Annotated in this window: 18 protein-coding genes; 8 read left to right on the forward strand and 10 right to left on the reverse strand. The window is 74.9% G+C overall.

The window, feature by feature from the left end; genetic code table 11:
- The first annotated feature begins 82 nt into the window (after nt 1-82).
- From N555_RS28070 to N555_RS0122950, 3 genes are all read left to right on the forward strand, one after another.
- Entirely contained in the window at nt 83-340 is a 258-nt protein-coding gene (locus N555_RS28070) for a hypothetical protein (protein WP_029433831.1), read from the forward strand.
- Between the two features lie 111 nt (nt 341-451).
- Complete coding sequence (locus tag N555_RS0122945) at nt 452-1,465, forward strand: iron-containing redox enzyme family protein (protein WP_029433832.1); 1,014 nt, start codon at nt 452-454, stop codon at nt 1,463-1,465.
- A 108-nt stretch (nt 1,466-1,573) separates the two neighbouring features.
- Entirely contained in the window at nt 1,574-3,127 is a 1,554-nt protein-coding gene (locus tag N555_RS0122950; protein ID WP_029433833.1) for a methyl-accepting chemotaxis protein, read from the forward strand.
- Nucleotides 3,128-3,136: 9 nt separating this feature from the next.
- Here the strand turns inward: N555_RS0122950 and N555_RS0122955 are convergent, their stop codons facing one another.
- From N555_RS0122955 to N555_RS0122970, 4 genes are all read right to left on the reverse strand, one after another.
- Nucleotides 3,137-3,409, reverse strand: coding sequence for a CDGSH iron-sulfur domain-containing protein (locus tag N555_RS0122955; RefSeq protein WP_197029123.1), 273 nt, complete (start codon nt 3,407-3,409; stop codon nt 3,137-3,139).
- A gap of 57 nt (nt 3,410-3,466) precedes the next feature.
- Nucleotides 3,467-4,270 carry an aquaporin gene (locus N555_RS0122960; protein ID WP_231503098.1) on the reverse strand — a complete coding sequence of 268 codons (804 nt, stop codon included), beginning with the start codon at nt 4,268-4,270 and terminating at the stop codon, nt 3,467-3,469.
- A gap of 101 nt (nt 4,271-4,371) precedes the next feature.
- Nucleotides 4,372-7,467: a bifunctional [glutamine synthetase] adenylyltransferase/[glutamine synthetase]-adenylyl-L-tyrosine phosphorylase gene (locus N555_RS0122965; protein ID WP_029433836.1), complete on the reverse strand. Its 3,096-nt coding sequence runs from the start codon at nt 7,465-7,467 to the stop codon at nt 4,372-4,374.
- Nucleotides 7,464-8,204, reverse strand: coding sequence for a type 1 glutamine amidotransferase (locus N555_RS0122970; protein ID WP_029433837.1), 741 nt, complete (start codon nt 8,202-8,204; stop codon nt 7,464-7,466). Before N555_RS0122970 ends, N555_RS0122965 begins: the two co-directional genes overlap by 4 nt.
- Nucleotides 8,205-8,328: 124 nt before the next feature.
- On the opposite strand from N555_RS0122970, the gene N555_RS0122975 reads away from it, so the two are divergent.
- On the forward strand, nt 8,329-10,158 hold the full coding sequence (locus tag N555_RS0122975) for a hypothetical protein (RefSeq protein WP_051684387.1): 1,830 nt from the start codon (nt 8,329-8,331) through the stop codon (nt 10,156-10,158).
- Nucleotides 10,159-10,171: 13 nt separating this feature from the next.
- Here the strand turns inward: N555_RS0122975 and N555_RS0122980 are convergent, their stop codons facing one another.
- Nucleotides 10,172-11,512 (reverse strand): glutamine synthetase family protein, encoded by a 1,341-nt coding sequence (locus N555_RS0122980; protein WP_029433839.1) that lies wholly within the window; start codon nt 11,510-11,512, stop codon nt 10,172-10,174.
- A gap of 120 nt (nt 11,513-11,632) precedes the next feature.
- Entirely contained in the window at nt 11,633-13,417 is a 1,785-nt protein-coding gene (locus N555_RS0122985; RefSeq protein ID WP_029433840.1) for a SpoIIE family protein phosphatase, read from the reverse strand.
- Between the two features lie 71 nt (nt 13,418-13,488).
- Here N555_RS0122985 and N555_RS0122990 point away from each other — a divergent pair, with 71 nt between their 5' ends.
- Nucleotides 13,489-15,318 carry an NAD+ synthase gene (locus tag N555_RS0122990; protein ID WP_029433841.1) on the forward strand — a complete coding sequence of 610 codons (1,830 nt, stop codon included), beginning with the start codon at nt 13,489-13,491 and terminating at the stop codon, nt 15,316-15,318.
- Nucleotides 15,315-16,145 (forward strand): 3-methyl-2-oxobutanoate hydroxymethyltransferase, encoded by an 831-nt coding sequence (gene panB, locus N555_RS0122995; RefSeq protein WP_029433842.1) that lies wholly within the window; start codon nt 15,315-15,317, stop codon nt 16,143-16,145. The genes N555_RS0122990 and panB overlap by 4 nt, the downstream gene beginning before the upstream one ends.
- A 123-nt stretch (nt 16,146-16,268) precedes the next feature.
- Here panB and npdG read toward each other — a convergent pair whose 3' ends face one another.
- The 4 genes from npdG to N555_RS0123015 form a co-directional block, all read right to left on the reverse strand.
- Nucleotides 16,269-16,961, reverse strand: coding sequence for an NADPH-dependent F420 reductase (gene npdG / locus N555_RS0123000; protein WP_029433843.1), 693 nt, complete (start codon nt 16,959-16,961; stop codon nt 16,269-16,271).
- Nucleotides 16,962-17,030: 69 nt separating this feature from the next.
- A complete protein-coding gene (locus N555_RS0123005) occupies nt 17,031-17,213 on the reverse strand; it encodes a hypothetical protein (protein WP_029433844.1) in 183 nt (60 codons plus the stop codon).
- A gap of 58 nt (nt 17,214-17,271) precedes the next feature.
- Nucleotides 17,272-17,559: a hypothetical protein gene (locus N555_RS0123010; RefSeq protein WP_029433845.1), complete on the reverse strand. Its 288-nt coding sequence runs from the start codon at nt 17,557-17,559 to the stop codon at nt 17,272-17,274.
- Nucleotides 17,552-18,034 carry a cupin domain-containing protein gene (locus N555_RS0123015; protein WP_029433846.1) on the reverse strand — a complete coding sequence of 161 codons (483 nt, stop codon included), beginning with the start codon at nt 18,032-18,034 and terminating at the stop codon, nt 17,552-17,554. Before N555_RS0123015 ends, N555_RS0123010 begins: the two co-directional genes overlap by 8 nt.
- Nucleotides 18,035-18,137: 103 nt before the next feature.
- Here N555_RS0123015 and N555_RS27135 point away from each other — a divergent pair, with 103 nt between their 5' ends.
- Together N555_RS27135 and N555_RS0123025 are read left to right on the forward strand one after the other, a co-directional pair.
- A complete protein-coding gene (locus tag N555_RS27135) occupies nt 18,138-19,286 on the forward strand; it encodes a GGDEF domain-containing protein (RefSeq protein WP_231503100.1) in 1,149 nt (382 codons plus the stop codon).
- Nucleotides 19,287-19,335: 49 nt separating this feature from the next.
- On the forward strand, nt 19,336-20,658 hold the full coding sequence (locus N555_RS0123025; RefSeq protein ID WP_231503102.1) for a M24 family metallopeptidase: 1,323 nt from the start codon (nt 19,336-19,338) through the stop codon (nt 20,656-20,658).
- The last annotated feature ends 6 nt before the right edge of the window (nt 20,659-20,664 follow it).

Consider the following 20,664-nt stretch of genomic DNA (forward strand, 5'->3'; position numbering starts at 1 on the left):
CCGGCAGCGGTCGTGATGCCTCCCGGCTGTTCCTCGTGGTGCTGCTCCTGTGCGCGGCGGCCCGCGTGCCGAGCATGGATGCATGACCAGAACCAGCAGGACGGCCGCCGCCGCACTCCTCGCCGCCGCGTCCCTGACCCTCGCCGCACCCGCCTCCGCCTCCGCGGGGCGCCACCTCGATCCCGCCCAGCACTCGTGTTCCGCCTCCCTGGCGCGCGCCCACGGGTGGCCCGGCACCATGCCGCTGCACGGCGGCACGTACGTCCTGGTGTCCGACGCCTTCGTCACCCACCTGGGGGCGCTGCCCTCGTGCCGGGGCGGTCCGCCGGCCCTGAGCTGACCCGTCCCGCCCGCTCCCCCACGTCCGTCCCGGGCGGCGCCGACCGCCCGCCCGGGCGACATCACAGTCCTCGACGCTTCGGCACCCGGCCGCCGGGGCATCATCGGCACCATGCAGTCTCCCGAGCCCAGGGGCCCCCTCAGCAGCGCGCTGCGCGCCGATCTGCGCGCCGGGGAGCTGTCACCGGACACCGTCGCCCTCGCCGCACGGACCGCGGCCGGGAGCACGGACCCGCTGCGCGACGACGACCTGCAGATCACCCTCGCGACCTGCTACGAGCTGCACTACCGCGGGTTCGACGACGTCGACGAGCGCTGGGAGTGGGACCCGGCACTACTGACGCTGCGCTCCCACCTGGAGCAGGCGCACCTGACGGCGCTGCGCGAGCTGGTCGGGCCGCTCCGGCCCTCCGACGAGTCGGTCGACCGGCAGCTCGCCGCCCTGATCGCGGCCGACGACGGTCCGTCCCTGTCGCTGTACCTGGGCCGCTCCGGCTCCCTCGAGCAGTGGCGGGAGTACCTGGTCCTGCGGTCGGTCTACCACCTCAAGGAGGGCGACCCGCACACCTTCGCCCTCCCCCGGCTCAGCGGGCGCACGAAGGCCGCCATGGTGGAGATCCAGGCCGACGAGTACGGCGGCGGCACACCGGCGCGGATGCACAGCGAGCTGTTCGCCGGGCTCCTGCGCGACCTCGACCTCGACGACACCTACGGCGCCCTCTGGGACGCCGCCCCGGCTCCGGCCTTCACCTCGGTGAACACGATGTCGCTGTTCGGCCTGCACCGGCGCTGGCGGGGTGCCGCGCTCGGACACCTCACGGCGGTCGAGATGACGTCGTCGGAGCCGAGCCGCCGCTACTCGCTCGGGCTGCGCCGGCTGGGCTTCGACCGGTCCACCACCGTCTTCTACGACGAGCACGTCGAGGCCGACGCCGTGCACGAGCAGATCGCCGCCGTCGACATGTGCGGCTCCCTCGTCGCCGGCGAGCCGCACCTCGCGGCCGACGTGCTGTTCGGTGCGGCCTGCTCCCTCGCCCTCGACGGGCTGACGGCGCACCACCTGCTGGACGCGTGGGAGGCGGGTCGATCGGCCCTCCGGGAGGCCGGTCGCGCGCTGGCCGCCTGAGCGACCGGGGACGTCCGAATCCCTTCCGGAACCGCGACGGTCCGGGTGGATTCCGGTCGTCGGCTGCCGAAAGGACAGTCGCAGGTTCCCGACCCCCGAAGGACTCCCATGTGGCGACGCTCTGACCCCGCCTCCCCCGCCGCTCCCGGGCCGACCGCGATGCCCCGCGACGTCGAGGCGCTCGAGCACGTGATCGCCGTCCTCGACCGGGGGGTCACCAGCGAGGCCGACGCCCACGTCAAGGTCACCGGCGCCCTGGTCGAGGCGCTCGCCCTCGAGTACGGCGCCGTCTGGCTGCCCGCCGGCGGCGGGTTCCGGCTGGCCGCGGAGCTGGGCGAGCTCGCTCCTGCCATGGCGGCCCAGTGGGACCGCGACAACATCATGACCAACCGGGACGGTCTCGGCGGCAAGGCCATGCGCGAGAAGCGCCCGGTGCTCATGGACGGGCAGACCGACACCAGCTCGTGCCTGCGGTGGGCCGCCGCGGTCCGGTCCGGCGTCCACCGCGGCTGCGTCCTGCCGGTCGTCGAGGACGGCGTCGTGGTGACCCTGCTCGAGTTCTACACCCGCGGCGAGCTGCCCTTCTTCAACGGCCGGGAGGAGAAGTGGCAGGCGATCGGCCGGATCGCCGCCCACGCCCGCCGCGCGGCCCTCGACTCCCGCCTCCTGCGCGAGACCCTCGACGACCGCGAGGCCGTGACCACCGTCGTGGCCCAGGTCGGGCAGGCCACGGACGAGCAGTCGGCGATGCGCACCGCGCTGGAGACCGTCCGCACCGCCTTCGGGTGGGCCTACGGCTCCTACTGGGCGCTGGACGAGGAGGCGAACGTCCTCCGGTTCGCCGTCGAGTCCGGATCGGCCGGCGAGGAGTTCCGGAAGGTCACGCTGTCGGCCAGCTTCGCCGAGGGCGTCGGCCTCAGCGGGCGCGCCTGGCGCAAGCGGGATCTCGTGTTCGTCAGCGACCTCGCGGAGGTCACCGACTGCGTGCGCCGGCCGGCCGCGATGCGGGCCGGGGTCAAGTCCGGTGTCTGCTTCCCGATCATGAGCGAGGGGCGCGTCGTCGGGACGATGGACTTCTTCGTCACCGAGACCATCGAGCTCACCGAGTCCCGCGCTTCCGCACTGCGCAACGTGCAGCAGCTGGTCTCCCAGCGGATGGACATCCTGCGCCGTGCCGAGGCCGACGCGGTCAACTCCCGCGCGCTGCTGGAGACCGTCTCCCTGCTCCGCGAGGCCGCCGACGAGGCCGGCCGGGTGGCCGAGACCGCGGTGAGCCAGGCCTCCTCGATGACCGCCGAGGTGGAGGCGCTGGGCACCGCCTCGGCCGCCGTCGGCGACGTCATCCAGATCATCTCCGGCATCGCCGACCAGACCAACCTCCTGGCGCTCAACGCCACCATCGAGGCCGCCCGCGCCGGAGAGCTGGGCCGCGGGTTCGCCGTCGTCGCCAGCGAGGTGAAGGACCTCGCGCGGGAGACCGCCGCGGCGACGAAGAAGGTGTCGGAGCAGATCGCCGGCATCCAGGTCAGCAGCGAGCAGGTCTCCGCGGGCATCCACGCGACCGGCGAGGTCATCCGCCAACTCGACGCCGTCCAGAACCGGATGGGCGAGGTGCTCGAGCAGCAGGTGCAGATGGCGAAGGCGTTCGAGGGCCGGTCCTAGCCGCCGGGGCTAATCCAGCTCGGACACCGGTCGGGGCCGGTCGGGGGCGCTCGGCGCGGTGAAGCCGGACCGCTTGTGGGTGCCGTCGCAGAAGGGCTTGATGCCGGACTTCCCGCAGCGGCAGAGGGCGACCGTGCCGCGGCCCGGGTCGATCTCGGCACCGTCGGCGTCCACCAGCCGGAAGTCGCCCCGGACGATCAGCGGACCGTCCCGGTAGGGCGTGATGGTGGCGCCCCGCTGCTCGGCCGGCGGGGCGTCGTCCTCGGGTTCCAGGAGGGTCACCCCTGGAGCCTGCCCCGGCGGCCGCCTGCGCACACCCGCGGTCCCCCGGTCCGGCGACTACGGCTCCCGTGCGGTCCGCGCGCCGGGCGCGCCGTCGGCGGGCCGGAGCTCCGGAGGCAGCTCGGCTCCGGTGCGGTCCTCCCGCGCCACGCCCTCCGGCGTGGTCGGCTCGGGCTCGTCCAGGGCGGAGGTGGCCAGGACGCGGGACACCGCGACCGCGAGCGCGCCACCGATGAGGGGCGCCACGATGAACAGCCACACGTGGGAGAGCGACTCGCCCCCGTCGAACAGCGCCGGGCCCAGGGAACGGGCCGGGTTCACCGAGGTGCCGTCGAGCTGGATGCCGATCAGGTGGACAGCGGTCAGCGCCAGTCCGATGGCGAGCCCGGCGAACCCCGGGGCGGCCGCCTTGCCGGTGACCAGCAGGATGACGAGGACGAAGAGGAACGTCAGCAGGACCTCGAGCACGAACGCCCCGCCCAGGCTGATCCCGTCGCCCCAGTTGTTGCTGCCCAGGGCGCCGGTCTGGTCGGTGACGTCGCCGAAGTCACTGGTCAGCAGCTTCAGCACCGCCGCGCCGGCGATGCCCCCGGCGAACTGGACGATCCAGTAGCCGACGGCGTCGCGGGCGGCGATCCCGCCGGACAGCAGGACCCCCAGGGTCACCGCGGGGTTGATGTGGCAGCCCGAGATGGGACCGAAGGCGTAGGCGAGCGCGAGCAGGGTCAGCCCGAAGGCGAAGGCGACGCCGGTGGGGCCGAGCGCGTCCAGGCCGGCCACCGCGGAGCCCACCGCGAGGAACACCAGCAGGGCGGTGCCGAGGAACTCGGCGATCAGGGAGCGGACGAGGACTGGCGACACGCGGCACCTCCGGTCGGCGGCAGCCCCTGGCCGGCTGGTCGCCGGTCACCCCCCATCGGGCCGGCCCCAGCCTGGCCTGGCCCCGGCCGACACGCCAGACCTCAGCCGACGGCGGACTGCCCGTAGAAGACCTGCTCCACGACGGAGCGCGCGTGCCGGGTGGTGCGGCCGTACTCGTCCAGGAACTGGCCCGGGTCGACGTCGGGACCGGCGCCGCTGGCCCGCGCCACCCCGGCCAGCTCCACCCCCGGCCGGGGCAGCTGGTCGCTGGGCCGACCGCGCACCAGGAACACGGCGTTGCGGGCCCGGGTCGCCAGGTCCCAGGCCGACCGCAGCGCCTCTCCCTGCTCGGCGTCGAGGTGATGGGCCTCGACCAGCGCCGTGAGCGCGTCGACCGTGGAGGCGACCTGCAGCCGCGGGTCACCGGCGGCGTGCTGGAGCTGCAGCAGCTGGACGGTCCACTCGACGTCGGCCAGCCCGCCGCGGCCGAGCTTGGTGTGGGTGGCCGGATCGGCGCCACGGGGCAGCCGCTCGCGCTCCACCCGCGCCTTGATGCGGCGGATCTCGGCGACCTGCTCGGCCGACAGCCCCTCGGCGGGATAGCGCAGCGGCTGCACCATCTCCACGAAAGCGGCGCCGAGGGCCCCGTCGCCGGCGACCGGGACCGCCCGCAGCAGCGCCTGCACCTCCCACACGGAGACCCACCGCTCGTAGTACTCGCGGAAGGCCTCGAGGCTGCGCACGAGCGCGCCCTGCCGGCCCTCGGGGCGCAGGTCGGCGTCGACCTCGAACGCCGGGTCGGGCGCGGGCTCCCCGAGCAGCCGGCGCAGCGTGTGTGCCACGGCGTTGGCCGCCTGGACGGCCTTGGCCTCGTCGGCGCCCTCCCGGGCGCGGTGCACGAAGAGCACGTCGGCGTCGGAGCCGTAGCCCATCTCCGCGCCGCCGAGCCTGCCCATGCCGATGACGGCGAGCTCCATCGGCACCTCCTCGACGCCGATGCCGGCCTGCGCGGCGTACGCCCGGACGGCGACGTCGAGACCGACCTCGAGCGTGGCGACGGCGATGTCGGTCAGCGCCCGCCCGACCCGGACGACGTCGAGCCGGCCCAGCAGGTCCGCCGAGGACACCCGCAGCAGCTCCTGGCGGCGCAGACCCCGCAGGACGCGGATGCCCGCCTCCGGGTCGGGGGCCCGGCCGGCCGCCTGCCGCCACGCCCGGGTGAGGACGGCGGCCGAGCGCGGCTCGAGCTCCTCGTCGTCGGCCAGCAGCCGCAGCGCCTCCGGGGCACGGGTGAGCAGCTGGGCGACGTACTGGCTCGACCCGAGCAGCTGCGCCAGCCGCTCGGCGACCTGGCCCTCGTCACGCAGCAGGCGCAGGAACCACTGGTTGCCGCCGAGGGCCTCGCTGACCTGCCGGTAGGCCAGCAGGCCGGCGTCGGGGTTCGGGCAGGAGGCCAGCGTCTGCAGCACGACCGGCAGCAGGTACTTCTGCATCGACGCCGACCGGGACACCCCGCCGGTCAGCGCGCCCATGTGCCGCAGCGCGCCCTCGGGATCGGCGAAGCCGAGGGCCCGGAGCCAGTCCCCGGCGGCTTTGGACCCCAGCTGCGCGGCCTCGGCCGGGACCTTCGCGACGGCAGAGAGCAGCGGCCGGTAGAAGAGCTTCTCGTGCAGCCGGCGCACCTCGCGGGTGTGCAGCGCCATCTCCGCGTCGAGCACGGCGACGGCGTCGCCCCGCTGGTCGGGCTTGTAGCCCAGCGACCGGGCCAGCCAGCGGAGCTGCTGCTCGTCGGTGGGCAGCAGGTGCGTGCGGCGCAGACGGAGCAGCTGCAGCCGGTGCTCGACGGTGCGCAGGAACCGGTAGGAGGCGATGAGCGTGGCGGCGTCCTCGCGTCCCACGTAGCCGCCGGACGAGAGCGCCATCAGGGCCGGCAGCGTCCCCCCGACCCGCAGGGTGGGATCGACCCGGCCGTGCACCATCTGCAGCAGCTGCACGGCGAACTCGACGTCCCGCAGGCCGCCGCGGCCGAGCTTGAGCTCCCGGTCGGCCTGGCCGGCCGGGATGTTCGCCTCGACCCGCCGCCGCATGGCCTGGACCTCGGCCACGAACCCCGGCCGGTCCCCGGCCTCCCACACCCGCGGGAACAGCTCGTCGACGTAGGCCCGGCCCAGGTCCGGGTCGCCGGCGACCGCCCGCATCTTCAGCAGCGCCTGGAACTCCCAGGTGTGCGCCCACTGCCGGTAGTAGCTCGCGTGCCCGTTAAGCGTTCGCACCAGGGCGCCGGCCTTGCCCTCGGGGCGCAGGGCGGCGTCGACCTCCCACGCCGCCTCGTGGCAGATCCGCATGAGGGCCGCGGCCACGCGCGTGGCGCTGCTGAGTGCGGGCGCCTCGGGGTCGCTGGGGTCGACCGGCTCGGCGACAAAGACCACGTCGACGTCGCTGACGTAGTTCAGTTCCCGGCCGCCGGTCTTGCCGAGGGCGATGACCGCGAGCCGGCAGGGTGCGGCCGACGCCGGCTGCTCGGCGACGGCGATGGCCAGCCCCGCGCTGAGGACGGCGGCGGCGATGTCGGACAGCTCCGCCGCGGCCTCCTCGGCGACCAGCCCGTCGCCCAGGTCGCGGCCGGCCAGGGAGAGGATGGCGCGCCGGTAGGCGAGCCGGAGGGCGGCCACCCGCTGCGGGCTCGCGTCGGGGGCGCCCCTGCCGAGCCGCACGCCCCACGGCGGGTCGTCGGGATCGGCGCCGACCGCGGCGAGCATCTGCCGCTGCAGCCCCTGCGGCGAGGGACGGGTCGCGCCCTCCCCCTCGTCGTCCAGCTCCATCCAGTCGCCGGGGTGGGCCGCGAGGTGGTCGGCCAGCCCGGAGCTGGCGCCGAGGACGGCGAGCAGCCGGGAGCGCAGCTGTGCCGAGCCGCGCAGCCGGGCCAGCAGGGAGGCCGCCCCCTCGCCGGTGGGGTCGGCACGGTCCAGCGACTCGACGAGGCGGCGCAGGGAGAACGCCGCGAGGTCCGGGTCGCCGGCGCGGGCGAGCGCCGAGACGACCGACGCGGCCTCGGGGTCGGCCGGCTCGTTGTGCTCGAGGTCCCAGAGCCCGATGGCCGGGTCGGAGAGGAGCTCGGCGGCCTTCTCGCCGTCCTGGAAGCCGAACCGCGCCAGCCGGACGACCGCCCGCCGCGGGATCTCGCGGGAGGCCGTCACGGGTGTGCCGTGGCGCCGCGCACCAGCTCGGCGAAGCGCTCGGCGAAGGGCGCCCAGACGGCCTCGAGGTCGTCGGCGGCCGCGGCGGTGCGTGCCTCGTGCTGCGCCGCGTCGTAGCGGGACGAGGCCAGGCCCACCGCGTCGCTGTCGGCCCACGCCCGCACCATCTCCGGCGTCGGCTCGACGTGGAACTGCAGCCCGTAGCAGTGCCGCCCGAGCCGGAAGGCCTGGTGGCCGTACACCGGGCCGGCGGCCAGCAGGGTCGCGCCGGGCGGCAGGTCGCAGATCTCGTCGTGGTGCCACTGGACGACGTCCGGGGACAGCGGCAGCGGCCGGAACAGCGGATCGGTGTCGGCGGCGTCCCGCCGGGCGACGAGCGTGACGCCGACCTCGGGGCCCTCGACCCCGACGCGCACCCGCCCACCACCGGCGATCGCGAGCATCTGGGCGCCGAGGCAGACGCCGAGCACGGGGCGGTCGGCCGCGACCGCCTGGGCCAGCAGGTGCCGGATCCCGACCAGCTCCGGAGAGGTCGCCTCGTCGTCCAGCGACGACTGCGGACCGCCCATCACCAGCAGCCCGTCGTGCCCGGTCAGGTCGGCAGGCAGCTCGTCGCCCTCGCGCACCGACCGCACGTCGAGCTCCAGGCCGGCCGCGCTCAGCCACTCCCCCAGCCGCGCCGCCGGATCGGTCGGGTGCGGGACGGCGACGAGCAGCCGGGCGGATCGGTCGGACACGCGTCGAGGTTAGCCGCGGCACCCCGGAGGGGTGACCGGCCGCCGCCGACGACATGACCCCGGGCTCCGCCGCGGCCTACGCTCGCCCGACCGTGCCGGACCAGTCGGGAGGAGGCGCCGCCCGATGACGGTGACCGCCCCCGAGCGCATCGCACTCCCGGAACCGCCGCCCGCCGGTGCCCGCCCGTCGTCGACCGCCCGCTGGGTCCGCGCCGCCGCGGTGCTGCTCGTCGTCGCCCAGCTCGTGGTGCGCTGGCGGCTGGTCGCGGGCCGGGACTTCTACGGCGACGACTTCGTGCTGCTGCACATGGCCCGCGACAACGGCCTGCTGTCCTGGGACTACCTCGCCTACGACTACAGCGGGCACTTCATGCCGGGCGGTCTGCTGCTGGCCGGGCTGGTCGAGCGGTTCGCCCCCCTGCAGTGGGGCGGGGCAGCGCTCACGCTCGTCGGGATGCAGGCGCTGGCGTCCTTCGCGCTGCTGCGGTTGCTGCGGGTGCTGGTCGGCGACCGGCCGCTGCTGCTCGTGCCGCTCGCCCTCGGGCTGTTCACCCCGGTGACCCTGGGGTCGCTGGGCTGGTGGGCCGCGGCGCTGAACTCGCTGCCGCTGCAGATCGGCCTCGCCTGCTACCTGACCGAGGCCGTCCTGGCGGCCCGGACGGGGCGGCGGCGGCACGCGGTCGCCGGCACCGCGGTGCTCGCCCTGACCTTCTGCTTCTACATCAAGGCCGTGCTGGTGCCCCCTGTCGGCGCGGCACTGGCCGTGCTCGTGCTGCTGCGCGACGGCGAGCGCCGGCCGATCTCCCTGGCCTGGCGCCGGGCCTGTCCGCTGTGGTGCGGAACGGTGCTCGTGACGGCCGTCTGGGCGGCGGTCTACTCCGCCACCCGCAGCGCTCCCCCGGCGACCGGCAGCAGCACGGAGAACTACGTGCAGACGGTCTGGACGGGCATGCGGGTGCTCGCCTCGGGCGTCGTCGCCGGTCCGCACGCCTGGGTCGGCACGAACGGCGCACCGAAGGCGGACCTGCACCCCTGGGCCGTGGCGCTGGGCGGCGCGCTGCTCCTGCTCGCGTTCCTCTGGACGACGGTCACCCGCCGGGGCGCCCTCGCTGTCTGGGCGCTCGTCGTGCTCGAGACGGTGGCGGGCCTGCTGCTGGCCGCCGCAGGCCGCGGCTCGATCGACGCCGGCGGCGTGCTCCCACTGGCCTGCCGGTACTTCCCGGCGGAGGCGGTGCTGCTGCCGGTCGCCGCCGCCCTCCTCTGGACGCTGCCGCCGCGACGTCCGCGCCGCCACCCGGGCGCGGAACACCGGCCGCGCGGTTGGGCGGTCCCGGCAGCGGTCGCGGTCGCCGCGCTCGTCGCCGTCGTCGCCACGCAGTCGACGGTCCGCTACGCCCGGGTCTGGGCGGCCGACCCCTCGGAGGACTACCTGGGCGCCGCCCGGGAGTCGCTGGCCGCCGCCGGGCCGGCGCCGGTCCTCGACCAGCCGGTGCCCGGCACGATCATCTGGAGCCTGCTCTACCCGGCGAACCTGGTCTCCTACGTCCTGGCGTCCTACGAGGACCGGCCACCGATCGCCGACTGGACCGACGACCTGCAGCTGCTCGACGACGACGGTCACCTGCTCCCCGCCGCGGTGCAGCCGGTCGCCGCCGTCGTCCCCGGACCGATCGCCGGTTGCGGCTGGGGGGCCGGGACCGCCGGCGTCGTGGACGTCGCGCTCGACGCTCCGCTGTCCGAGCAGGTGTGGGTCGTCCGGCTGGACTACATCGCCGCAGCGGACGGCACCGTCGACGTCGCGCTGCCCGGCGGCGACCCCGTCCGCGCGCCGGTCAGCGCGGGCCTCCACTCGGTCTTCCTCCGCCTGACCGGGAGCGGGCCGGCACTGCAGGTGAGCGCCGACCCCGGGCTGTGCGTGGCCGGCGGAGTCGCCGGCGACATGGTCGCGCGGTGACCCGCCGGCGGCGTCAGAGACCGGGCAGGTAGCGCTTCAGCTCGAACGGCGTGACGTTCTGCCGGTAGGAGTTGAACTCCTCCCACTTGTTGCGCAGGAAGAACTGGAAGACGTGCTCGCCGAGGGTCTCGGCGACCAGCTCGCTGCTCTGCATCGCCGTCAGCGCCTCCCCGAGGGACACCGGGAGGTCCTCGTACCCGGCAGCGCGCCGCTCGGTGTCGGTCAGCGACCAGACGTCGTCCTCGGCCTCGGGCGGCAGCTCGTAGCCCTTCTCGATGCCGCGCAGCCCGGCGGCCAGCAGGACGGCGAAGGTCAGGTAGGGGTTGGACGCCGAGTCCGGGGAGCGGACCTCGACCCGCGCCGACTGGCCCTTGTTGGGCTTGTAGCTCGGCAGCCGGACCAGCGCCGACCGGTTGGCCCGGCCCCAGGTGGCCGCGGTGGGGGCCTCCGTGCCGGCCAGCAGCCGCCGGTAGGAGTTCACCGTCTGGTTGGTGACGGCGGTGACCTCGCGGGCGTGGGTGAGCAGGCCGGCGATGAACTGCTTGCCGGTCGTCGACAGCTTCATCGGGTCGGCCGGGTCGTGGAAGGCGTTGCGGTCGCCCTCGAACAGCGACAGGTGGGTGTGCATCGCCGAGCCGGCCAGCTCGGTGAACGGCTTGGGCATGAACGTGGCGTGCACGCCCTGGGCCAGCGCAACCTCACGGACGACGTGCCGCAGCGTCATGATGTTGTCGGCCATCGACAGGGCGTCGGCGTAGCGCAGGTCGATCTCCTGCTGCCCCGGCGCGACCTCGTGGTGGCTGAACTCGACCGAGATGCCCATGGCCTCCAGCGCGAAGACGGCCTCGCGCCGGAAGTCGTGCGCAACGTTGTGCGTCGACAGATCGAAGTAGCCACCGGTGTCGGCCGGCTGGGGCGAGCTGCCGTCGGTCGGCAGGTCCTTGAGCAGGAAGAACTCGACCTCCGGGTGCGTGTAGAAGGTGAACCCCATGTCGGCGGCCTTGCCCAGCGCCCGGCGCAGCACGTGCCGGGGGTCGGCCCACGACGGCGAGCCGTCCGGGAGCGTGATGTCGCAGAACATCCGGGCGGTGTCGCTCGGCTGGCCGTTGCGGGCCGGCATCACCTGGAAGGTGCCCGGGTCGGGCTTGGCGAGCATGTCCGACTCGTAGACCCGCGCGAAGCCCTCGATGGCCGAGCCGTCGAAGCCGATGCCCTCGGCGAACGCGGCCTCGATCTCCGCGGGGGCGACGGCCACCGCCTTGAGGTAGCCCGAGACGTCGGTGAACCACAGCCGCACGAAGCGGATGTCTCGTTCCTCCAGGGTGCGCAGGACGAACTCCTGCTGTCGGTCCATGCTCGCCATGATCCAGTCCGCTCGTTGCTGCGATGTGAACTGCCGGGGGTGCAGCCGCCCCCCAGCCTGCCTCCTCCGGCCCCGGAGCACACGTGCTGGGGCGGTCGTGTCGCCCGCGGGTCAGCTGCGGCGGTGCAGCAGGAGGACGACGTCGTCGTCCGTGCCGCCCGGGACCAGCGTCTGCAGCAGGTGGTCGGCGAGCTCCTCCTCGGGCAGGTCGCGCGCCGCGGACAGCACGGCCGCCGCCCGGTCCAGGCCCGCGTCGACCGGCCGCCGACGACCCTCGACCAGGCCGTCGGTGCACAGCAGCAGCACCGAACCGGGACCGAGCAGGTCCTCGTCCTCCGGGCGGGCGGCGGTGTCGTCGACCGCCAGCGGCAGGGACCGGGTGCCGTAGAGGAAGCGGGTCCGACCGTCCGGCTCGGCGACCACGGCCGGGAGGTGCCCGGCGCGGCTGTACCGGATCCGGCCGCTGGCCCGGTCGAGGACGGCGCAGAAGACGGTCGCCATCGGCGCACCCGGCACCAGCGCGGCCACGGCGTCCAGCGCGGCGACGACCGTGCCCGGCGAGCCACTCTGGAGCAGCACCGCCCGGGCCGCGCTGCGCAGCTGACCCATGACGGCGGCAGCGCCCAGGCCGCGGCCGACCACGTCGCCGACGACGATGCCGACCGCGCCGTCGGCGAGCTCCACGACGTCGTGCCAGTCGCCGCCGACCTCCAGCCCCGCAGATGCCGGCACGTACCGGACGGCGAAGCCCGGCGGCAGGACGGCGGGCCCGAGCATCGCCCGCTGGAGCGTCGTCGCGACCTCGGCGCTGTGGCGGGCGACGGCGCGCTCGGCCTGCAGGCGCTGGTCGACCAGCCGCAGCTCCGCCTGGTGGGCGAGGGTGTCGCCGAGGACGGCGCCCATCTGGCCGGCGAGGAGCTCGAAGAACGCCAGGTAGTCGGCGTCGAGCTCCAGGTGCGGACTGACCCCGAGCACCAGGACCCCGACGGGGGTCTGCCGCCCCGCCGTCGTCAGCGGCAGCGCGACCGCGGTGTCGACGCGGCCGCCGCTGACCGCCGCCTGCGACAGCCCCGGCAGCCGCTCGTCGAGCCCGCGCAGCACCGCCACCTCTCCGCCGAGTGCGGCGAGCAGGCCTCCCCGGCGGTCGCGGTCGCCGTCCCGGTCGGGGTCGACGAGCACGGGCACGGCCGCCTCGCCGGTGCCGGTCGTCGCGTGCAGCCGGAGCCGGGAGTGCTCGGCCGACGGCCCGCCCTCCAGGCCGTCGACCAGGTACAGCGCGGCGCACGGGACGTCGGAGCGGGCGACGCCCAGCACGTCGACCAGCGCGGAGGCGGCGGCCTCGAGCACCGGGCGGCGCACGGCCACCACCCCGCCGAGCCGGTTGGCGAGGTCCAGCCGGCGCAGCGCGAGCACCTGGCGGGTCGTCTCGATCGCGGTGTCGAGCACCCCGACGATCCCGCCGGTGGGGTCGAGCAGCGGGCTGTAGGAGAAGGTGAAGTAGGTCTCCTCGGCGAAGCCCTTGCGGCCCATCACCAGGTGCAGGTCCTGCGCATAGGTGGGCGTCCGCTCGTCGCGGACGGTGTCGAGCATCGGGCCGATGTCGGCCCAGACGTCGGCCCAGACCTCGTCCATCCGGGCGCCCATGGCACCCGGGTGCCGGTCACCCAGCATCTCGGCGTACCCGTCGTTGTAGACCATGACCAGCTCGGGCCCGGCCATGACCAGCATCGGGAACCGCGAGGTCAGGCAGGTGCTGACGGCCGAGAGCAACGCCGGCGGCCAGCTCTCGAGCGGACCCAGCGCGGTGCCGGCCCAGTCGGTGCCGACGAAGAGCTCCTGACAGGGCGTGGCGGCCTCGGTCGGCAGGAGGCCGGCCAGGATCCCGCGCACGGCCACGCGATGATCGTCCCACGTCGTCTCGACCACCCCACCTGGCCCGTCCCGGGGCCGCGGAGTTGGATGGGCGCGTGGGAGAGCAACTGCAGCTCAGAGTGGCCCTGGCCCAGGTGGACACCCGCGTCGGGGACATCGCCGGCAATGCCGAGCTCGTCATGGACTGGACGGCGCGGGCGGCCCGGGCGCAGGCGCACGTCGTCGTCTTCCCCGAGATGACGCTGACCGGCTACCCGGCCGAGGACCTCGTGCTCCGCGAGTCCTTCGCCCGTGCCAGCGAGCGGACGCTGGTCGAGCTGGCCGCGACGCTGGCCGACCGCGGCCTGGGCGGCACGGCCGTGGTGGTCGGCTACCTGGCACACACCGAGGGCCGCGGTCCCGCCGCCGTGGACGAGCCGCCGACGGCCGACCAGGACCGCCCCGCCGACGCCAACCCCCGTCACGGCGCGCCCCGCAACGCCGCCGCGCTGCTGTACGGCGGCGAGGTCGTCGTCCGCTACCACAAGCGGCACCTGCCCAACTACGGCGTCTTCGACGAGGCGCGCTACTTCGTGCCCGGGACCGAGCTGCCGGTGGTGCGACTGCACGGAGTGGACGTCGCGCTGACGATCTGCGAAGACCTGTGGGTCGAGGGCGGCCCCTGCGGGGTCGCCGGTGAGGCCGGGGTGGACGTCGTCCTCTCCCCCAACGCCTCGCCCTACGAGCGGGCCAAGGACGACGCCCGGCTGCCCCTGGTCCAGCGCCGCGCGGCCGAGGCGCGGGCGTCGATCGTCTACTGCAACCAGGTCGGCGGCCAGGACGAGCTGGTCTTCGACGGCGATTCGATGGCCGTCGCCCCCGATGGCACGCTGCTCGCCCGCGCACCGCAGTTCGTCGAGCACCTGATGACCGTCGACCTCGCGATCGACCCCTCCTCGGTGCCGGAGCGGCGCGACGGGCGGATCGGGCCGATGACGGTCACCCGGCACGTCGTCTCCACCGAGCCGGTGCCGGCCTTCGAGGCCCGGCCGGGCACCGTGGCCGACCCGCTGAGCGACTGCGAGGAGGTCTGGCGGGCGCTGGTCCTCGGGCTGCGCGACTTCATCGAGAAGAACGGCTTCCCCTCGGTGGTCCTGGGGCTGTCCGGTGGCATCGACTCCGCGCTCGTGGCCGCGATCGCCGTCGACGCCCTCGGCGCCGACCGCGTGCACGGCGTCGGGCTGCCGTCGAAGTGGTCCAGCGAGCACTCCCTCGCCGACGCCGAGGACCTCGCCCGGCGGACCGGCGTGCACTACTCGGTGGTCCCGATCGCGCCGATGGTCGACGCCTACGAGTCCTCGGTCGACCTCTCCGGCGTCGCCGCGGAGAACCTCCAGGCCCGGGTGCGCGGCACCCTGCTCATGGCGCTGTCGAACCAGCACGGGCACCTGCTGCTGACCACGGGCAACAAGAGCGAGGTCGCCGTCGGCTACTCGACGCTGTACGGCGACTCGGCGGGCGGGTTCGCGCCGATCAAGGACGTGCCGAAGACGCTGGTCTGGGAGCTGGCCCGCTGGCGGAACGCGTACGCCCGCGACCGCGGGGAGACCGAGCCGATCCCGGTCAACTCGATCGAGAAGCCGCCGTCGGCCGAGCTCGCCCCCGGACAGCAGGACTCCGACTCGCTGCCCTCGTACGAGGAGCTGGACGCGGTGGTGGCCGACTACGTCGACCGCGACCTCGGCATGGCCGAGCTGCTCGAGCGCGGCCACGACCCCGAGGTGGTGGCCCGGGTGCTCCGGTTGGTCGACACGGCGGAGTTCAAGCGCCGGCAGTCCGCGCCGGGTACCAAGATCAGCCTCAAGGCGTTCGGCCGGGACCGTCGGCTGCCCGTCACCAACCGCTGGCGGGAGACCCTGCCGACCGTCGTCGAAGGAGCGTCGTGAGCGAATCACCGCTGTACGGGGGGACGTCGACCGCGCGGGTGCGGATCCACCACCTCCAGCAGGCCAAGGAGCGCGGCGAGAGGTGGTCGATGCTCACCGCGTACGACACCTACAGCGCGGCGATCTTCGAGGAGGCCGGCATCCCGGTGATGCTGGTCGGCGACTCGGCCGGCAACGTCGTCATGGGGCTGACCAGCACGGTCCCGGTCACCGTCGAGGACATCCTCTTCATGACACGTGCCGTCACCCGCTCCACGAAGCGGGCGCTGATCGTGGCGGACATGCCCTTCGGCTCCTACGAGTCCGGCCCCCAGCAGGCCTTCGAGACCGCGGTGCGGCTCATGAAGGAGGGCGGCGCGCAGGCGGTCAAGCTCGAGGGCGGGGTGCGGGTCGCGCCGCAGATCCGGCTGCTGCACGAGTCAGGCATCCCGGTGATGGCGCACATCGGGTTCACGCCGCAGAGCGAGCACGCGCTCGGCGGCTTCCGGGTGCAGGGCCGCGGCGCCGGCGCCGAGCAGCTGCTGGCCGACGCGCGGGCGGTGCAGGAGGCGGGCGCGTTCGCCGTGGTCATGGAGATGGTGCCGGCCGAGGTCGCCGGGCAGGTGACCAAGGAGCTGTCGATCCCCACGATCGGCATCGGCGCCGGCCCGGAGTGCGACGCCCAGGTGCTGGTCTGGCCGGACATGGCCGGTCTCAACGGCGGGCGGGTGCCGAAGTTCGTGAAGAAGTACGCCGACGTGCGCGCGGAGCTGCTGCGGGCCGCGCAGGAGTTCGCCGACGAGGTGCGCGGCGGCGTCTTCCCGGGCCCCGAGCACTCCTTCGAGTAGCCGGTCCGTCCCCCGGCGTCCCCCTCCGTCGGCCATTGCGGGTGTTCCTCGGGCGTCGGCGGTCCTGCAGGACCCGCGACGGACGAGGAACACCCGCAATGCGCGGCGCGGGGGGGGGGGGGGTCAGACGTCGGTGATGCGGACGCCGGCGTGCACCTTGTACCGGCGGTTCACCGACACGAGGTTGATCGTCAGCGCCTCGACCTGGCGGGCGTTGCGCAGCCGGCCGGCGTAGACCCCGCGCATGCCCGGCAGCCGCCCGGCCAGCGCCTGCACCAGATCCGTGGAGGGCCGGTCGTCGCCGACCACCATCACGTCGCCGTCCAGGGTCGGCTTGGAGAGGTCCTCCAGGAGGACGGCGGACAGGTGGTGGAAGGCCCCGACCACGTGCGAGTCCGGCAGCAGCGCCGCCGCCTGCTGGGCGACCGACCCCTCCGGCACGTCGTGGACGTAGGCGCCGAGCTCGTCGAAGCCCATCGGCACCACGCAGTTGACGACGACCTTGCCGGCCAGCGGCTCGGCCAGGTCGCGGATGGTGTCGGCGTGCCCGGCGAACGGCACCGCCACGATCACCAGGTCCGCAGCACCGGCGACGTCGGCGTTCCCGCCGCCGGTCACCGACGCCTCGATGCCACCGGCGGCCGACGCCCGCTCCGCCACCGACGTGGCCACTTCGGCGGCCCGGTCGCCGTCGCGCGAACCCAGCAGGACCCGCTGACCCGCGGCGGCCAGGCGGACCGCCAGCCCGCGGCCCTGTGGTCCGGTGCCGCCGAGCACCCCGACGACCAGTTCCTCCACGGCACGACCGTCCGACACGGTGCCTCCTCGCGGCGCGGACCGTCCGGCGCCTCGAGGCCGATCATGCCCGGGGTGGTGGACCCGGGTTCAGTCGCCCTCCCAGGCGCGGTCCTCCTGCGTCAGCTTCTGCTCGCGGTCGGCGACCGACTGCAGCGCGTGCTCGGCCTCCTCGCGGGTGACGTACGGGCCGAGGCGGTGGCGCTCGGCGCAGCCGTCACGGGTCTCGACGGCGTGGTGCTTGATGCAGTAGAACCACGGGCCCTCGGCCACGGTCACCTCCAGGTTCCGGCCCCCACCGGGGGCACTCGGTGCAACGGACGGTAGGACCTCAACGCTTCCCGCGCCGGTCCTCGACCGGACCGGGGCGGTGGCCGGTGTAGTCCCAGAGGCTGACCAGCCCGATGCCGAGCCGCACCTGCAGGTCCGCGGTCAGCTCCACCGACTCGTCGGGCTCCGTCGCCTCCTCGGAGTCCGGACCGAAGGCGGCCGCCATCGCCGCGCGGTGGGCGGCCGTGTCGCGGAGCACGTACCGGACGCCGTCCGCCGCCGGCAGGACGACGACGGTGACCTCCTCGTTCAGCAGGTATGCGTCGCCGTCCGTCAGCGCGTCAGACATCGACCATCACCTGGTCGTGCCGGGCGTAGAACGCCGTCATCTCCTCCGGCGACGGGGTCCGGCCGCTGCGCCGCAGCTCGGCCATCTCGGCGAAGAACTCCTCCCGGGCGATGCCGGGGGTGAACAGGATCAGGAAGGTCGCCGGCTCGTCGGAGTCGTTGCGGAACCCGTGCACGCCGCGCTCGTGCGCCAGCGCGAAGTCGCCGGGCCGGCACGGCTGCCAGCGGTCGCCCGCGTAGAGCGTCAGCTCTCCGGAGACGACGTAGAACGACTCGGAGAACGTCTGGTGGAAGTGCGGGGCGGCACCGCCGGTGCGCGGGGCGAGGCGGTACTCGACGAGGCCGAAGCGGCCCGCCGTCACGGCGCCGGGGGCGACCATGCGCAGCGCCGCGGAGCCGGCCTCCACCAGCGGGTGCTCGGCGAGGGTGCGGACGTCGACCAGACCGGGGCCGGCGCCGGGATCGAGGAGAGTCACGGCCCCACCCTGCCCCCGATCGGGTCGCCCGCCCACCCCTCGGTGCGACGACCCGCGCCCCGCGGCCCCCGGAGACCGCGCCCCGTGAGGCATCCTTCGCTGCGTGACGGGGTGGGGACGCAGCGACGCGACGACGGCCCCGGCCGGCCGAGGTGGCTCGAGCAACCCGATCGCGGCGCTGACCGTCGCCGTCCTGATGGTGGCCGGGGCCCTGATGGGCTCGGTCAACCTGCTCCTCGACGGCATCATCCGGCCCGACGCCCGCTGGGTCTACGGCGGCACGATGCTGCTGCTGGTCGTGCTCGCGGTGCCGGTGGGCCTGCGCCGGCGGATCGACCGGTGGTCGATCTTCGGGCTGGTGCTGCTCGGCGACCTCATCTACCTGGTGGTCGCGCTGACCATCGCCGACCCGCTGCGCTACGCGTCCCCGCTGATGATGCTGTTCTCGGCGTTCGTCGCAGCGTGGTTCCTCGACGGGTGGATGTTCGCCGCGCAACTGCTGGTGACGCCGGTCGTGCTCGCCTTCGCCCTGGCCGGCAGCTACGAGAACATGCCGGGGCTCGCCGTCCAGGTGTGCGTCGACGCCGGCGTGCTGGACCTGGTCGCCGTCGGCGTGTTCCTGCTCCGCCGGCGCAACGAGCGGCTCCTGGCGTCCACCCAGCAGCTGTCGCTGCACGACCCGCTCACCGGCCTGGGCAACCGCCGCCACCTCGAGGAGCAGGCGGCCCGGGTGTGGCGCCAGGCCCGCCGCGAGGGCGTCCGGGTGACCGCGATGGTGCTCGACCTGGACCACTTCAAGCAGCTCAACGACACGCACGGGCACGCCGCGGGCGACGCCGTCCTCCGCGCCGTGTCGCGGGCGCTGGGGACCACCGTGCGCCCGCAGGACGTCCTGGCCCGGCTCGGCGGCGAGGAGCTGGCGGTGCTCGGCATGGTCGGGGACGCCGGAGAGGCGCACCGGCTGGCCGAGCGCCTGCGCGCCGCGGTCGGTGACGCCCGGACCGACGCGGGGCACCGGGTGACGGCCTCCATCGGGATCGCCGTGGTGCGGCCGGCCGACGGCGAGGACCCCGCGGACAGCCTCTGGCGCCTGCTCGACAGCGCCGACGCCGCGATGTACCAGGCGAAGCAGGCCGGCCGCGACCGCGTGGTGGCGATGCTGACCCCCCGGCCCCGCCCACCCCTGGAGATCGAGTCCACCGACGGGTCCACCGTCGAGGCCGGCGCCGAGCCCGAGACCCGGGCCGGGTAGGTCCCCGCCCGATCTGTGGCGGGAGCGGTTCTCTGCTTCCCTGTGCGGTGTGGTCCGTGCCCTGCAGCCCGTCGGCAGCGCAGACGTCCGCACGGTCCCCCTGCCGCTGCGCGAGCAGGCCGACGTCCGCGACCGCTGGCTGACCCAGCGGCTGCTCGACGTGCTGCCCGACCTGATGGACGAGACCGGCATCGACCTCTGGCTGGTCTCCGGCCGCGAGAACGCCGAGGACCCGGTGCTGGGCACGTTGCTGCCGGCGACCTGGCTCTCCGCCCGGCGGCGCACGATCCTCGTGCTGCACCGCAGCGACGACGGCGTCACCCCGGTCGCGGTCACCCGCTACCCCGTGGGTCAGTTCCTGCCCGCCTGGTCACCGGAGGAGGTGCCGGGCGCCTCCGCCGACCAGTCCCAGTGGGCCGCCGTGCGCCGCTTCGTCGAGCAGGCGGCCCCCCGCGCCATCGGCATCGACGTCTCTGCCGCCTGCGCCGCCGCGGACGGGCTCTCGCACTCCGAGCACGCAACGCTCGTCGAGGCCCTCGGCCCGTGGGCCGACCGGCTGGTGTCGGCCGAGACGCTCGCCGTCCGCTGGCTGGAGACCAGGCTGCCGGAGGAGGTGGGCGCCCTGCGGGCACTCGACGCCCGCCTCCAGGCCGTCGTCGCCGAGGCGTACTCCCCCGCCGTCCTCCGCGTCGGGCGGACCACCGCGGCCGACCTCGCCTGGTGGCTGCGGCAGCGGCTCACCGACCTCGGCCTGGCCCCCTGGTTCCACCCGGTGGTCGACCTGCAGCGGGCCGGGATCCCGCCGCTCGCCGAGCGCGGCACGCTGCTGCCCGCGGTGCCCTACGACCAGCCGGTGCTCCCCGGCGACCTGGTGCACTGCGACGTCGGCGCGGCCACCCTCGGCCTGGCCGGTGACCTGCAGCGCTCGGCCTACGTCCTCCGACCCGGAGAGACCGCGCCGCCCGACGGGCTGACCGCGGCGTTCGCCCTGGGCACCCGCCTGCAGGACCTGACCACCGCCCGCATGCGGCCGGGCCGCACCGGCGACGAGGTGCTGGCGGAGACGCGCGCGGCGGCGGCCGCCGAGGACATCGACGGCGAGGTGTACTCGCACCCGATCGGCGTCCACGGGCACGGGGCGGGACCGGCGATCGGGTTGTGGGACGAGCAGGACGGCGTCCCCGGCCCGGGCGCCTCCCCCCTGCACCGCGACACCGCGTTCGCCCTGGAGCTGTGCGTGCGGGTGCCCGTCCCCGAGTGGGGCGGGCAGTGCGTCCGCATGGGGCTGGAGGAGGGCGTCGTCCTCACCGGCGACGGGGTGGAGTACCTCGGCGACCGGCAGGAGGAGCTGCTGCTCCTCCCCGCCGGCTGAGCCCGC

Origin of the sequence: Blastococcus sp. URHD0036, from assembly GCF_000701365.1 — a bacterium.
Classification (GTDB): Bacteria; Actinomycetota; Actinomycetes; order Mycobacteriales; family Geodermatophilaceae; genus Trujillonella.

Bases quoted from the DNA above. Each gene is read 5' to 3' on its own strand.
- N555_RS28070 (WP_029433831.1), top strand. From the start codon at position 83: ATGACCAGAACCAGCAGGACGGCCGCCGCCGCACTCCTCGCCGCCGCG.
- N555_RS0122945 (WP_029433832.1), top strand. From the start codon at position 452: ATGCAGTCTCCCGAGCCCAGGGGCCCCCTCAGCAGCGCGCTGCGCGCC.
- N555_RS0122950 (WP_029433833.1), top strand. From the start codon at position 1,574: ATGTGGCGACGCTCTGACCCCGCCTCCCCCGCCGCTCCCGGGCCGACC.
- N555_RS0122975 (WP_051684387.1), top strand. From the start codon at position 8,329: ATGACGGTGACCGCCCCCGAGCGCATCGCACTCCCGGAACCGCCGCCC.
- N555_RS0122980 (WP_029433839.1), bottom strand. From the start codon at position 11,512: ATGGACCGACAGCAGGAGTTCGTCCTGCGCACCCTGGAGGAACGAGAC.
- N555_RS0123010 (WP_029433845.1), bottom strand. From the start codon at position 17,559: ATGTCTGACGCGCTGACGGACGGCGACGCATACCTGCTGAACGAGGAG.